This window comes from Limnohabitans sp. T6-20, assembly GCF_003063505.1.
Lineage (GTDB): Bacteria > Pseudomonadota > Gammaproteobacteria > Burkholderiales > Burkholderiaceae_C > Limnohabitans_A.
The window spans coordinates 922,155-936,959 of the sequence record NZ_NERW01000003.1; the positions used below are offsets into that span (position 1 = coordinate 922,155).

Here is a 14,805-nt window from a genome sequence, read left to right on the forward strand (position 1 = left end):
TCTGAACGATTCAGAGGGCGGTCAGGGCCGTTTGGGCTCTGCGGCCAATATGCGCGTTTCCAGAGTGCCCTCTTTGGAAAACTGAAAGCGCGTGACCACCACAATCTGATCGGCTTGCCGCCGCATGTTAGCGCTGAACGCATCAAAAGGCGCTGCACTGCGCACAATCGCCACGGCCCGCTGGTCCAGCAAAGGCTGGCCCGAGGGCTTGGCCACCTCGGTCTGGACGAGGCGTCCTCGGGCATCGACCGTGATCACCATGGTCAGCTGCCCATAGAGCTTTTGCCCATTCGCCTGCGGGAAATTGAGTGTGCCTCGTGTTTCGATGGTTCGCCTCAATTTGTCGTAGTACAGGGCGTAGACGGCTTCACGCGTGGCGGGGCTGATGTACCGTTTTCGGGGGCCACTCTGGTTTTTTTGCACCCGCTCCTCGATCTGGGCCAATTGCCGCGTCAGCTGCTGCTGGCGCTCTTGCCGGGCCTGGCGATCGGGTGCATGGGCTTTTTCGCCCTCGTTCTCCTGGGCCAAGGCCGACAACTCCCGCTGGAGCTGGGTGAGCAAGCGCATTTGCTGCAGCTTGAGTGCCTCGATCTGCCGCTGCATGGCGCTGATGTCTGTGCCGGACTCGTTGCGCAGCGAAGGCGGCAAGGGCGAACTCGCGCGCAGCGCCTGGGTGACGTCACCGCCACCCGCCAGCCGCACCTGGGCCAGGGCTTCTGCGCGGTCCGACGCAGCGTCACTGCGGGCGCTCACCAAAATCACCTCCAGCGAGGTGTCCTCAAAAACACGGTTGAAGCTTTCGGGGTCGGCAAAACGCCAGCCGATCAAGGCCGCATGAACGGCCACAGAAAACGCCAAGGCCCAAACCAGGGTGCGACGCCTGAACGACTGGCTCAGGCGGGTAAAAAGCCCCGCAGAAGAAGGCTGCCCCCCTTCAAGCACCATCGCTTTGCGTGCTGTCGTTCAAGTCGACGGCAATCGTGAGCGGACCCGCCGCGAGCGCTTCGTCTTCTTCTGCCTCGTCGGCTTCCTGGTCGGCTGTGGCCACCGGAGCGTCCAGGTGCGCTGTCACGGTGCCATGCACATCCAGCGCCATCAAATCGACCTCGCCCAGCTTCACGCGCACACGCGCACCGCGCATCAAGCCCTGTGCGCCCATGACACTGAACATCAAAGGCAAGCTGTCGGCACGCACCAGCCAAACGCCGCCGCCCATTTCCTTGACCAGGCTGGCCTCCAACTCTTCGATGCCCTGCTGCTGCACATGGCGCAGCGTCCAATAGCGCTCCATGCTGGACTGCACGCTGTTATAGGCACTGTAGGCGGCGTCAAAGCCACTGATGATGGAAAACAGCTCAGCGTCTTTGGGCTTGAAGGGGGCGGCCAAAGCGGCTGTGGCGCCATGGCGTGCGCACGCGATGATTTGCCACTGGTTCACCAGGTCGGTGTAGCGGCGCAAGGGCGATGTGCTCCAGGCGTAGCTGGGCACGCCAATGCCCGCATGCGGCAGCGCCTTGGTGCCCATGCGCACCTTCACGCCCGGAGCCATGCTGGCTTGGCTGCGGTAAATGCCGGGTACGCCCACACTGGCCATCCACTGACCCCAGGTGCTGTTGGCCAAAATCATGGCTTCGGCCACCATCAAATCGAGCGGCGCACCGCGCTTGCGCGTGCCGATGACCACGGTTTCTTCGCCCGTGGGTGGCGTGTCGTTGCTGGGGCGATCGAGCTTGAAGCTGTAGTCCGGGCGGTTGAAGCTCTCGGGTTTGCCGCGCACCACCTCGCGCCGCGCCTTGAGGGTTTGCGCCAGACGCCAGAAAAAACCCAGCGTGGCACGGCTCACAGGCACATCGGCGTGGTCGCTTTGGTCTTCGCCTTCGAGCCATTCGCGGGTGATGCGGTCGTCCAGCTGGTCGTGGCGCAGGTTGACCAGGATCGGCACCCGCTCCAGCCGGGTTTCGGTGTTTTGCACTTCCAGCGTGTCTTCGCTGAAGGTCACATACAAAGACACTGCAGTGCAATCACGCCCCTCGATCAAGGTGTAGGCCTGCACCACGCTGTCTGGGAGCATGGTGATTTTGTAGCCCGGCATGTAAACGGTGGACAAGCGCTGACGACCCAATTGGTCGATCGCACTGCCAGGTGTCAGGGCCAGGCCCGGTGCGGCGATGTGGATGCCCACCGTGACGGTGCCGCTGCCCAGCCCCTGCAAAGACAGGGCATCGTCGATTTCGGTGGTGTGCGAATCGTCAATCGAAAAAGCCTGCACCGGGGCCAGGGGCAAGTCGTCGGTGATGGCCGGCGCTTGCAATGCCGGAAAACCCGTGCCCTTGGGGAACAGATCGAACAAAAAGCGCTGCCAATGGAAATCCCAGGCCGAAGCAATGGCCCCAGCCTTTTGCAACAGGTCCAAAGGCGCTGTCTGGCTGGCCTTGCTGGCCTCGACCACGGCTTTGTATTCGGGGGTGTTTTTGTCCGGGCGGAACAGGATTTTGTACAACTGTTCACGGATCGGCTCGGGGCAGGTGCCTGCGACCAGCTCGGCCGACCAGGCCTCGATTTGCGCCTGGACCTGCTTTTTCTTTTCGATGGCCAGCAGCGCCTGCTGCACGATTTCGGCCGGGGCTTTGCGGTAACGGCCTTTGCCACCACGCCGGAAATAATGCGGTGCTTCGTGCAAGCGCAGCAAAGCCGCCACCTGTTGTACGGTGCCCGCACCATCGCTGAAATAGTCTTTGGCCAGGTCGGCAAAACCGAATTCTTCGTCCGAGGCGAATTCGTAGGCCAGTTCCAGCTCAATGCTTTGGCTCAAGACCGCCGCTTCGCTCAGCAAGCTGGCGGGAGCTGGTTTTTCAAACTTGAGCAGCATGGCTGCCGCTTTGACTTTGACCCGTTTGCCCGAGTCGAGCTCCACTTGGGCGGAGGCCTCGGCCTCCGACAAGATGCGTCCGGCCATGAATTTGCCGGCTTCTTCAAATAATGCGTACATGGCCTGATTTTCCCATGCGGTCGGGCCTTGACGGGGGCCGGGGTTCAGGCCAGACGCAGAAATTCCAGGATTTCGGGCAAGTCATCATCGAAATCGCTCAGCGCGTGGTCGCTGCCCTCTAAAAGTCGCACTTGGCCTGCCTGATGCCGGGCCAGCATTTCGCGCCAGTCCAGCACCTCATCGCCCTTGGCGATCACCGCCAGCGTTCGGGGCGTTGCGCTGGGTGGCTGCGCTTGCATGTCGGCGAGTTCTTGCACATAAGCCGCTTCAAAAAAGATTTTTTGAGCGGGGTCGTGCCACGCCGGGTGCTCGCCGATGTAGCGCGCCAGATCACGGGTGGGATGCACGGCCGGGTTGAGCAAGACCGCCGGGCAACCCAGCTCTTGGGACAGCCAGGCGGCGTAAAAGCCCCCCAAAGAAGAGCCCACGATGGCCATCTGGTCTTTGGGCCATGCCGACACGCCTTGCAGCACCATGGCCATCGCCTGCTGGGGAGAAGCAGGCAATGCGGGGCACCACCATGTCACACCGGGGTGCTGGTTTTGCACGACAGAGGCCATTTTTCGGGCCTTGACCGAGCTGGGCGAAGACCGAAAACCGTGCAGGTACAGCAGATGGGTGGTGCGCGCCATCACCAGGCGGGCTGCAGGGCGGCAAAGCCGCGAGGGGCTTCGGCGGCCTTGTCAAATGTCACCACCTCATAGGCGTCGGGGCGTGACAGCAACTCGCGCAGCAAGCGGTTGTTCATGGCGTGGCCCGAACGGAAGGCGCTGTAGGCGGCCAACAAGGGTTTGCCCAAGATGTACAAATCGCCCATCGCGTCCAGAATCTTGTGTTTCACGAACTCGTCGTCGTAGCGCAGGCCGTCCGAGTTGAGCACGCGGTAGTCGTCCATCACGATGGCGTTGTCCAGGCCGCCCCCCAATGCCAGGCCATTGGCCCGCAGCATTTCCACGTCTTTGGTAAAGCCAAAGGTCCGGGCGCGGGCGATGTCACGGGCATAAACGCCTTCAGACATGTCAAACACCACCTGCTGGCCAGTGGAGTCCACCGCCGGATGATGGAAATCAATCTCGAAACTCAGTTTGTAGCCATGGTAGGGCGTCAGCCGGGCCCACTTGATGTTCTCGCCCTCGCCTTCAGACACCTCCACCGGCTTGAGCACGCGCACAAATTTTTTGGGCACCGGCTGCTCAACCACACCGGCACTTTGCAGCAAAAACACGAACGAAGAAGCCGAACCATCGAGGATGGGCACCTCTTCGGCGGTGATGTCGACGTACAGGTTGTCGATGCCCAAACCAGCACAGGCCGACATCAGGTGCTCCACCGTCAGGACTTTGGCCTGACCCACCGAAATCGTGGAAGCCAGGCGGGTATCGGTCACCGCTTCGGCGTTGACCGGAATGTCGACCGGCTCCGGCAAGTCAATTCGGCGAAACACAATGCCCGTATCCGGTGCGGCGGGGCGCAGGGTCAGCTCGACACGCTGACCGCTGTGCAAACCCACGCCGACGGCTTTGGTCAAGGTTTTGAGGGTGCGTTGAGCGAGCATGGCGGTATTTTAATTGGCGAGAGATGCGGGTGTGCGTGCAAGGAATAGTCGTGACCCCACAAAGTCATACACAGCAAATGCGCAGTCTCGGTGGCTTGCCCGGTGCTGGCGGGCGATATTGAGGCGCGAAGCGACGACGAGCCCGTCGGCACAGGGCAACACGCCGAGACGACCCAACGCCAATGCCCCTCTTCAGCGACCGCCCCGGTCATGGCCCTGCGCAAAAAGGGGTCAGACAGGCTGTCGCCCGTCTGACCCCAAAGCACCAGAAATAACCGTCAGATCAGCAGATCAGTCTGCTTGCTTGCGCAGGAAAGCGGGGATTTCGATGTCGTCCATGCCCGCATTGGCCATGCCGTCCACACGGGCAGCCGCGTGGGTGCGGTTGCTGCGCCAGATGGCTGGCGTGTTCATGCCGTTGGTGGCCGATGGTGCCGCACCGTGCATCGAAGTTGCCACCGCATCCTGCCCACCCATGGTGAAAGGCACGTTGTCGGTGCCGGTGCGCAGCACCTGCAGCGGAGGGGCCGTGCGGCGTGCACCGGCTTTGGACAAGCCTGTGGCCACCACCGTGACGCGGATCTCGTCGCCCAGGCTTTCGTCGTAGGCGGTACCGTAAATCACATGCGCGTTTTCCGAAGCGTAGGCACGGATGGTGTTCATCGCCTGCTTGGACTCGGACAACTTCAAAGAACCCTTGGCAGCGCTGATCAGCACCAGCACACCCTTGGCACCCGACAAGTCCACACCTTCGAGCAGCGGGCAAGCCACGGCTTGCTCAGCCGCGATGCGGGCGCGGTCCGGGCCGCTGGCAGCGGCTGTGCCCATCATGGCCTTGCCTGGCTCGCCCATCACGGTGCGCACGTCTTCAAAGTCGACGTTCACATGACCGGGCACATTGATGATCTCCGCGATGCCGCCCACGGCGTTTTTCAACACGTCGTTGGCATGGGCAAAAGCTTCGTCTTGCGTCATGTCTTCACCGCCGGGCAATTCCAGCAGCTTTTCGTTCAGCACCACGATCAGCGAGTCGACGTTGGCTTCGAGTTCCTGCATGCCCAGGTCGGCATTCGACATGCGGCGGCCACCTTCAAATTCGAACGGCTTGGTCACCACACCCACCGTCAGAATACCCATCTCTTTGGCGATGCGCGCAATCACGGGCGCTGCGCCTGTGCCCGTGCCACCACCCATGCCAGCGGTGATGAACAACATGTGCGCGCCTTCGATGGCGGCGCGGATGTCGGCTTCAGCGCTTTCGGCGGCTTCACGACCTTTTTCAGGCTTGCTGCCAGCGCCCAGACCGGTTTGACCCAACTGGATGAAGCGGTGTGCCGCGCTGCGGGCCAGGGCCTGCGCGTCGGTGTTGGCGCAGACGAATTCGACGCCCTGGACTTGGCGCTCGATCATGTGCTCGACAGCGTTGCCGCCGCCACCACCGACACCGATCACTTTGATCTGGGTGCCTTGGTTGAACTCTTCAGTTTGGATCATTTCAATGGTCATGGTGCTACTCCTAAATTTGTTTGCAGTTGCCGAAATTTTTCTAAATACTTTTTTGTTTGAGAGGGGGTGTCAACATCGACACGGTCGTGATGCTGGTGGACTGCCTCTGGCCAGAAATCTTTTTTTCCAGTTCATCAGAAGTTCCCCACAATGAAGTCTTTGAAGCGGCCAAAAGCGTTGTTCACAGAACTCTTCTTTTGGGTGACTTTGTAACCCCGCAGACGGGCGAGGCGGGCTTCTTCGAGCAAGCCCATCACGGTCGCTGCACGGGGCTGGCTCACCATGTCGGCCAAGCCACCCGCGTATTTGGGCAGACCACGGCGGACAGGTTTGAGGAAGATGTCTTCGCCCAACTCGACCATGCCCGGCATGACCGCGCTGCCGCCCGTGAGCACGATGCCCGAGGACAACACTTCTTCGTAGCCCGACTCGCGGATGACCTGGTGCACCAGCGAGAAAATTTCTTCGATGCGTGGCTCGATTACGCCCGCCAGGGCCTGGCGGCTCAGCATCCGCGGACCCCGGTCGCCCAGGCCAGGCACTTCGACTTGCGCATCCGGGTCGGCCAGCAACTGCTTGGCGTAACCGCTTTCCACTTTGATGTCTTCGGCATCTTTGGTGGGGGTGCGCAAAGCCATGGCAATGTCGCTGGTGATCAGGTCGCCTGCGATCGGGATCACGGCGGTGTGGCGGATCGAGCCATTGGCAAAGATCGCCACATCGGTGGTGCCAGCGCCAATGTCCACACAGACCACACCGAGTTCGCGTTCGTCTTCAGACAGCACAGCCAAGCTGGACGATTGCGGGTTGAGCAGCAACTGGTCCACTTCGAGGCCGCAGCGGCGCACACATTTGATGATGTTTTCAGCAGCGCTTTGCGCACCGGTCACGATGTGCACTTTGGCTTCGAGGCGCATGCCGCTCATGCCAATCGGCTCCTTGACTTCCTGGCCGTCGATCACGAACTCTTGCGGGGCCACCAGCAACAGACGCTGATCGGTCGAGATGTTGATCGCACGGGCGGTTTCCATCACGCGGGCCACATCGGCCTGCGTCACTTCCTTGTCCTTGATGGCCACCATGCCGCTGGAGTTGATGCCGCGGATGTGGCTGCCGGTGATGCCCACGTTCACGCGGGTGATCTTGCAGTCGGCCATCAACTCGGCTTCCTTGAGGGCCTGCTGAATGCTTTGCACCGTGGCATCAATATTGACCACCACACCGCGCTTGAGGCCATTGCCGGGGGCGATGCCCAGACCCGCGATCTTGAGCTCGCCATCGGGCATGACCTCGGCCACCACCGCCATGACTTTGGAGGTGCCAATGTCCAAGCCCACCACCAGATCTTTGTACTCTTTTGCCATATGACTCACCGTTTCCGTTTCATTCCTGTGCCTTGATCACTCAAGGTTTTTTCTGAGCTTGCGCTTCCAGCGTGGTCACACCACGCAAGCGCAAGGCATAACCATCTTTGTGCCGCAAATCAGCCCCTGCCAAAGCAGTGGGTGTTCGCCCATAACGCGCCGTCACCTGTGAAAGCGTTCTGAAAAACACCTTCAGCTGGGCACCCACTTCTGCTTCTGTGCCACGCCCCAGCTCCAGCCATGCGCCGCTTTGCGTCAGCACGCGCCAACTGCCGCGCGGCGTCAATTCAAGCTGGTCAATGTCCATGTCCACCGCCTCAAAAAGGGGCAACAAATGGCGGTACATCTGAACAACGATGGCCGACTGGTCATCCGGGCCCTTGAGCCGAGGCAAGCGCTCGACATCCACGTCTTCGACGTTCGCCTCAAACACGCGGCTTTGCTGATTGACCATCTTGCTGGAGCCATCGTCACCCCACAGCGCCATAGGTTCATGCTCGACCAAAACGGCTCTCAAACTGTTGGGGAAATCGCGGTGCACTACTGCAGCGCGAACCCAAGGCACCGCTTCAAAGGCTTCCCGTGTGCGGTTCAAATCGATGGTGAAAAAGTTGCCACTCAATTGCGGCATCACATTGGCCCGCAAAGTGACCGCGTTGTTGCGCGTCACATCGCCCTGCACGGTGATGGCCTGAATCGAAAACACCGGATGCCGCAACAGCCACCAAGCCCCACCTGCCAGCAACAGCAACACAAACACCACCGTCAGCGAAGCTGCCGTCATGTTCATGAGCCGAATATCCAGCGGCAAAGGCATGGCTTTTTTCACCCAAGAACCTCCTGCGCATGGTCCAACGTGGCCGAAGCCAGCAACTGGCAACACAAGGCTTCGTAGCTCAGCCCAGATGCACGGGCAGACATGGGCACCAAAGAATGCCCCGTCATGCCCGGCGACGTGTTGATTTCCAGCAGATACGGTTGGCGGGTGGCCGCATCGATCATCACGTCAATGCGCCCCCAACCGCGGCAACCCAACACCTGGTAAGCCTTGACCACCAAGGCCTCGATGGCGGCCTCTTCTGAGGCAGGCAAACCCGATGGCACCAGGTACTGGGTGTCATCGGTGAAGTATTTGTTCTGGTAATCGTAGTTTCCGGCGGGCGCCACAATCCGGATCACGGGCAAGGCACGGCTGCTCTCACCGGCACCCAGAACAGGACAGGTCACTTCGTCACCCACGATGCACTGTTCGCACAGGATGTCAGCATCACACACACCGGCGGCAGCCAAGGCGGCAGGCAATTCTTCGGCTGTCACGACCTTGGTCACGCCAATCGACGAGCCTTCACGCGCAGGCTTGACGATCATGGGCAAACCCAAAGTCTTGATCAAGTTTTCGACCGAGACCTGCGCCAGATGTTCGCGGTGCACCAACACATAAGCCGGTGTGGGCAAGCCTTCGGCCAGCCACACGCGTTTGGTCATGGTTTTGTCCATGGCGATGCTCGAAGCCATCACGCCAGAACCCGTATAAGGAATGCCCAACAGCTCCAGCGCACCTTGCACCGTGCCGTCTTCGCCGTATCGGCCATGCAAGGCGATGAAGCAACGGTCAAAACCATCGCGTTTCAATTCGCTCACATCCCGCTCGGCCGGATCAAACGCGTGGGCATCCACACCGCAAGCCTGCAGCGCATTCAGCACACCTTGCCCGGACATCAGGGAGACCTCGCGCTCAGCGGAACGACCACCCATGAGAACGGCCACTTTGCCCAAATTGGAAGCGCTCATGCAGCCCCTCCCATCTCGACCACCTTGGCTGGCACCGCACCGATGGAGCCAGCGCCCATGCAAATCACCACATCGCCGTCACGTGCATTGCTCAAAACAGCTTGCGGCATGTCCGCAATGGCATCGACAAACACCGGCTCCACCTTGCCAGCCACACGCAGTGCGCGCGCCAAGGAGCGGCCATCGGCGGCCACGATCGGGGCTTCACCAGCGGCATAGACCTCGGACAGCAAGACGCTGTCGCAACCCTGGCCAATGACCTTCACGAAATCCTCAAAGCAATCGCGCGTGCGGCTGTAGCGGTGTGGCTGGAAAGCCAACACCAGTCGGCGGCCAGGAAATGCGCCACGGGCTGCGGCCAGCGTGGCCGCCATCTCGACCGGGTGGTGACCGTAGTCATCGATCACAGTGAAATGACCTGCCCCACCGGGCACCGCGACATCGCCATAACGCTGGAAACGGCGTCCCACGCCCTTGAAGCCCGCCAGTGCACGCTGCACCGCTGCATCCTCCACGCCCAATTCCACGGCCACCGCCACGGCCGCCAGCGCATTGAGCACGTTGTGGTTGCCAGGCAAATTCAACACCAAAGGCAGGTCAGGCAAGGTCACGCCATTGCGCCTTTGCACCGTGAAGTGCATCTGGCCATGTTCGGCGCGCACATCCACGGCGCGCACTTGTGCGCCCTCGTTCAGGCCATAGGTCGTCACAGGCCGGGCAATGTCGTTCACGATGGACTGCACGCCGGGATCGTCAGCGCACACAATGGCGGTGCCATAAAAAGGCATGCGGTGCAAAAACTCCACGAAGGCCGACTTCAACCGTGCCAGATCATGGCCATAGGTTTCCATGTGGTCGGCATCGATGTTGGTGACCACCGCCATCACAGGCAAGAGGTTCAGGAACGAGGCGTCCGATTCATCGGCTTCCACCACGATGTAATCGCCCGTGCCCAGCTTGGCATTGGCACCCGCGCTGTTCAGACGGCCGCCGATCACAAAGGTCGGGTCCAGGTCTGCTTCGGCCAGCACACTGGCCACCAAGCTGGTGGTGGTGGTTTTGCCGTGCGTCCCAGCAATGGCCACACCTTGTTTCATTCGCATCAGCTCGGCCAGCATCACGGCGCGGGGCACGATGGGAATGTGGCGCTCACGGGCAGCCAGCACTTCAGGGTTGTCCGCTTTCACCGCAGTAGAGGTGACCACCGCATCCGCGTCCTTGACGTTTTGAGCGCTGTGCCCCACATGCGTTTCAATGCCCAATGCGGCCAGACGCCGCAAAGTGGCACTGTCTGACAGATCAGAGCCCGAAATGGCGTAACCCAAATTGAGCAAGACCTCGGCGATGCCGCTCATGCCCGATCCGCCAATGCCGATGAAATGGATTTTTCGAATGGCGTGTTTCATGCAGCCAGCTCCTCACAAGCCATCACGACCTCCCGTGTCGCATTTGTTTTTTTCTGTTCATAAGCTTTTTGCGCACAGTCCAGCAAGTGCTCACGGGTCAAACCTGTCAAGCGCTCGGCCAGGGTCTCAGCAGTCAATTCGGCTTGAGGCACCAGCCAGCCCGCACCGTGTTGCACCAAAAACTGGGCATTGGTGGTTTGGTGGTCGTCCACCGCAAATGGAAAGGGCACAAACACGGCCGCAGCCCCCACCGCAGCCAACTCGGTCACCGTGCTGGCGCCGGAGCGGCAAATCACCAAATCGGCCTGCGCAAAAGCGGTGGCGGTGTCGTCGATGAACGGCGTCAATTCGGCCTGCACACCGGCAGCCTCGTAGTTGGCGCGCAACGCGTCAATTTGTTTGGCACCGCTTTGGTGGGTCACCACCGGGCAGATCGCAGCAGGCATCAGGGCCAGGGCCTTGGGCACGATGTCGTTCAAGGCTTTGGCTCCCAAACTGCCGCCCACCACCAAAACGCGCAAGGGACCCGTGCGGCCCGCAAAGCGTTCGGCCGGTGCCGCTTGTTCGGTGAACGCACGGCGCAGCGGATTGCCCACCCATTGCCCTGTTTTGAACACACCCGGAAAGGCAGTGAAGACCCGATCGGCCACCTTGGCCAACAACTTGTTGGCCAGGCCTGCCACAGAGTTTTGCTCGTGCAACACGACTGGCTTGCCACAGAGGCTGGCCATCATGCCGCCCGGAAACGTGATGTAGCCGCCCAGACCCAGCACCACATCGGGCTGAACACGGCGCACCACTTGCAAGCTTTGCCAGAACGCCCGCAGCAATCGCAGCGGCAACAACGCCAGGGTGCGAATGCCTTTGCCACGCACACCCGAAAACTCGACCGACTCGAACGCGAATCCGCGCGGCGGCACCAAATCGTGCTCCATGCTGCCGGGCGCGCCCAGCCAGTGCACGCGCCAACCAGCATCGCGCAAGGCTTCTGCCACGGCCAAGCCCGGAAAAATATGGCCACCGGTGCCACCGGCCATGACGAGGGCGCATTTCGTGCTCATGATCGCCCTCCGCGCATCATTTGCTTGTTCTCAGCATCAATGCGCAACACCACGGCAATAGCGATCAAGTTCATCATGATGGCCGACCCGCCGTAACTCATCAAAGGCAGCGTCAAGCCCTTGGTGGGCAAAGCCCCCAGGTTCACCCCCATGTTGATGAACGATTGGAAACCGATCCAGATGCCGACACCTTGTGCCACCAAACCCGAAAAAACCTTGTCCAGTGCAATGGCCTGACGGCCGATCACCATGATGCGGCGGCTGAGCCACAAGAACATGAAAATCACCAGGGAAACACCGACCAAACCAAACTCCTCGCCTATCACCGCCAGCAAGAAGTCGGTGTGCGCCTCGGGCAACCAGTGCAGTTTTTCAACACTTCCTCCCAGACCGACACCCCAAACCTCACCACGGCCGATGGCAATCAGGGAGTGCGACAGTTGGTAGCCCTTGCCCAAAGCATGCTCGGCGCTGAACGGATCCAGGTAGGCAAAAATGCGGTCACGACGCCACGGCGATGCCGCGATCATCACCACAAATGCACCAACCAATCCGGCAAAAATCAGGAAAAACATGCGGGCATTCACGCCGCCCAAAAACAGGATGCCCATGGCGATGATGGCGATCACCATGAAAGCCCCCATGTCGGGCTCTGCCAGCAAAAACACCCCAGCCACCACGACGGCTGCGCCCATGGGCAGCACCGCACGGAAGAAGCGTTCTTTCACCTCCATCTTGCGCACCATGTAATCGGCTGCATAAATGATGGTGGCAAATTTGGCCAGCTCGGACGGCTGGAAATTCATGATGCCAAATGAAATCCAGCGGCGGGCACCGTTGACGCCTTTGCCGATGAAGGGAATCAACACCAAGGCCAACAGCACCAGTGACAGCACGAACATCGGACGGGCAACTTTTTCCCAGGTGGTGGTGGGAATCTGGAAAGCCAGCAAAGCCATGATGCAACCAAACACCATGGAAATCACGTGACGGGTCAGGAAATGGGTTTGTGCGTAGCGTGAAAAACGCGGGTTGTCCGGCATCGCAATCGATGCCGAATACACCATGACCATGCCCCACATGAGCAAAGCCACCACGACCCAGACCAAGGCCTGGTCCACGCTTTGCAAGCGGGTCGCGGACCCGGAGGACTGACGCGCAAAGTCATACCCCCCCAAATTGACGGGCAAACTCTGACCTTGACCGCTCTGTGCGTTCAGGCTGCCGCCGGCAAACAGGCCAGTCATGCGGGCCAAGCCGGCATGCAGGCGTTGCGACAAAGTCAGGGCTTCACTCATACGCCGCCCTCCATCGCCACACCTGCTGCTTCGGCCAACTCGGCCACGGCATCGCAAAAGACTTTGGCCCGGTGGCCATAGTTTTCAAACATGTCAAAGCTGGCGCACGCTGGCGACATCAGCACCGCATCGCCAATGTGGGCCATCCGGATGGCTTGTGCCACGGCAGCATGCATGTCAGCCGCATCTTGCAAAGGCACACCGCTGTCCTGCAGCACTTCGCGCATGCGAGGGCCGTCGCGTCCGATCAAGACCACGCCGCGTGCAAAACGGGAAACAGGATCACGCAAGGGTGAAAAATCCTGGCCTTTGCCATCGCCACCCAAAATGACCACCACGCGGCGGTCAGCGCCCAAGCCCTGCAGGGCGGCCACGGTGGCGCCCACATTGGTGCCTTTGCTGTCGTCAAAGTACTCCACTTCGTTGACGATAGCTACGGGCTCCACGCGGTGCGGCTCGCCCCGGTATTCGCGCAAGCCGTACAACATCGGCCCCAGCGCACAGCCTGCGCTACCGGCTAGGGCCAGAGCGGCCAGGGCATTGACCGCGTTGTGGCGGCCACGGATGCGCAAAGCGTCTGCGGGCATCAAGCGTTGAATGTGCAGTTCTTCAGCCTCGTCTTTGCGACGGCGGCGGGTTTCATCGGCTTCCAGGGCGCGCACCAGCCAGGTCATGCCGTTCATAACTTCAATGCCGTAATCGCCAGGGCGCGTGGGCATGTCACCGCCAAAGGTCACGCATGCACGCTCCACCGGTTTTTGCAATTTCACACGCACGGGTGCGGGCCGCATGGCCATGACCAACGGGTCTTCGCGGTTGAGCACCATCAGGGCCTGTGCCCCAAAAATCCGGGCCTTGGCCGCCGCATAGGCGTCCATTGAGCCATGCCAGTCCAAGTGGTCTTGCGAGATGTTCAGCACCGTGGCGGCCGTGGGCTCAAAGCCTTCGCTGCTGTCGAGCTGAAAACTCGACAACTCCAAAACCCAGACCTGCGGCAAGGCTTGTGCCATGGGGTCTAGAGAAACCACAGGCGCAGGCGCGATCAGCAAAGGCTCAGCATCATCGCCATCCAGGGCCACGGGGATTTCTTCCTCGGCAGCACTGCCGAGGTCATCGCTGTGTTCATCTGAGGCATCTTCTGCCGTCTTGCCTGTGTGCAGATCGGTTGTTGAGACCAAGGTTTCAGCCTCGACCGCTGCAGCCACATGTGGGGCTGTTGCTGCCACACGCTCTGCCGTCGTGGCATTTTTTTCAGGGTTGACGGCCAACTCAGCCGCCTCTTCGGCTTCACGCTGGGCCTCGTCCTGGTCCACCTGCGCTTTGGCCTGCACGATGGCGTCGGTCAGTGTGTCGAGCAGCGTGGGGCCAATGTTGCCTGCCACTTTGACGGTCTTGCCCGCGCGCGCCACCAGCTGCCCGGTGAGAGAAGTCACCGTGGTCTTGCCGTTGGTGCCGGTGATCGCCAGCACCTGTGGGGCGTAGCCGAAACGGTTTTTCAGGTCCTGCAAGCCAGCAGCAAACAAGCTGAGTTCACCACCTTGCCAAAGGCCCATGGCCTGGGCGGCATCCACCACCGGCGCCACCACATCGGGTGCCAGGCCGGGACTGCGAAACACAGCGCGCACCGAGCTGCCTTCGATCAGATTGGCCGCAAAGGGGCCCGAGATGAATCGAACGGCAGGCCACTCGGCCTGCAAAGCGGCCAATTGAGGCGGCGCTTCACGGGTATCGGCCACCGTCACGTTGGCTCCCGCATGGGCGCACCAACGGGCCATTGCCAGGCCCGAAGCACCCAAACCGAGAATCAGAACGTGTTGACCCTGGAGCTGCATGGT

Annotated in this window: 12 protein-coding genes; all 12 read right to left on the reverse strand. The window is 60.9% G+C overall.

Going from position 1 to position 14,805, the window contains the following annotated elements:
* Nucleotides 1-21: 21 nt before the first annotated feature.
* Nucleotides 22-945 carry an energy transducer TonB gene (locus tag B9Z33_RS15145; RefSeq protein ID WP_108287798.1) on the reverse strand — a complete coding sequence of 308 codons (924 nt, stop codon included), beginning with the start codon at nucleotides 943-945 and terminating at the stop codon, nucleotides 22-24.
* Nucleotides 935-2,989 (reverse strand): ribonuclease catalytic domain-containing protein, encoded by a 2,055-nt coding sequence (locus B9Z33_RS15150; RefSeq protein WP_108287799.1) that lies wholly within the window; start codon nucleotides 2,987-2,989, stop codon nucleotides 935-937. The genes B9Z33_RS15145 and B9Z33_RS15150 overlap by 11 nt, the downstream gene beginning before the upstream one ends.
* Nucleotides 2,990-3,033: 44 nt before the next feature.
* Nucleotides 3,034-3,621 (reverse strand): YqiA/YcfP family alpha/beta fold hydrolase, encoded by a 588-nt coding sequence (locus B9Z33_RS15155; protein ID WP_108287800.1) that lies wholly within the window; start codon nucleotides 3,619-3,621, stop codon nucleotides 3,034-3,036.
* Complete coding sequence (lpxC, locus tag B9Z33_RS15160; RefSeq protein WP_108287801.1) at nucleotides 3,621-4,544, reverse strand: UDP-3-O-acyl-N-acetylglucosamine deacetylase; 924 nt, start codon at nucleotides 4,542-4,544, stop codon at nucleotides 3,621-3,623. Before lpxC ends, B9Z33_RS15155 begins: the two co-directional genes overlap by 1 nt.
* Before the next feature lie 291 nt (nucleotides 4,545-4,835).
* Complete coding sequence (gene ftsZ / locus B9Z33_RS15165; RefSeq protein WP_108287802.1) at nucleotides 4,836-6,050, reverse strand: cell division protein FtsZ; 1,215 nt, start codon at nucleotides 6,048-6,050, stop codon at nucleotides 4,836-4,838.
* A gap of 134 nt (nucleotides 6,051-6,184) precedes the next feature.
* Entirely contained in the window at nucleotides 6,185-7,414 is a 1,230-nt protein-coding gene (gene ftsA, locus B9Z33_RS15170) for a cell division protein FtsA (protein WP_090044934.1), read from the reverse strand.
* 40 nt (nucleotides 7,415-7,454) lie between these two features.
* A complete protein-coding gene (locus B9Z33_RS15175) occupies nucleotides 7,455-8,231 on the reverse strand; it encodes a cell division protein FtsQ/DivIB (protein WP_233252854.1) in 777 nt (258 codons plus the stop codon).
* Nucleotides 8,232-8,239: 8 nt separating this feature from the next.
* The gene (locus B9Z33_RS15180; protein WP_108287804.1) at nucleotides 8,240-9,205 is read right to left on the reverse strand and encodes a D-alanine--D-alanine ligase; all 966 of its coding nucleotides are present in this window, start codon (nucleotides 9,203-9,205) and stop codon (nucleotides 8,240-8,242) included.
* On the reverse strand, nucleotides 9,202-10,611 hold the full coding sequence (murC, locus tag B9Z33_RS15185; protein WP_108287805.1) for a UDP-N-acetylmuramate--L-alanine ligase: 1,410 nt from the start codon (nucleotides 10,609-10,611) through the stop codon (nucleotides 9,202-9,204). The genes B9Z33_RS15180 and murC overlap by 4 nt, the downstream gene beginning before the upstream one ends.
* Nucleotides 10,608-11,672, reverse strand: coding sequence for an undecaprenyldiphospho-muramoylpentapeptide beta-N-acetylglucosaminyltransferase (gene murG, locus B9Z33_RS15190; RefSeq protein WP_108287806.1), 1,065 nt, complete (start codon nucleotides 11,670-11,672; stop codon nucleotides 10,608-10,610). The genes murC and murG overlap by 4 nt, the downstream gene beginning before the upstream one ends.
* Nucleotides 11,669-12,970 (reverse strand): putative lipid II flippase FtsW, encoded by a 1,302-nt coding sequence (gene ftsW, locus B9Z33_RS15195; RefSeq protein ID WP_108287807.1) that lies wholly within the window; start codon nucleotides 12,968-12,970, stop codon nucleotides 11,669-11,671. Before ftsW ends, murG begins: the two co-directional genes overlap by 4 nt.
* On the reverse strand, nucleotides 12,967-14,802 hold the full coding sequence (murD, locus tag B9Z33_RS15200) for a UDP-N-acetylmuramoyl-L-alanine--D-glutamate ligase (RefSeq protein ID WP_108287808.1): 1,836 nt from the start codon (nucleotides 14,800-14,802) through the stop codon (nucleotides 12,967-12,969). The genes ftsW and murD overlap by 4 nt, the downstream gene beginning before the upstream one ends.
* Nucleotides 14,803-14,805 lie beyond the last annotated feature (3 nt).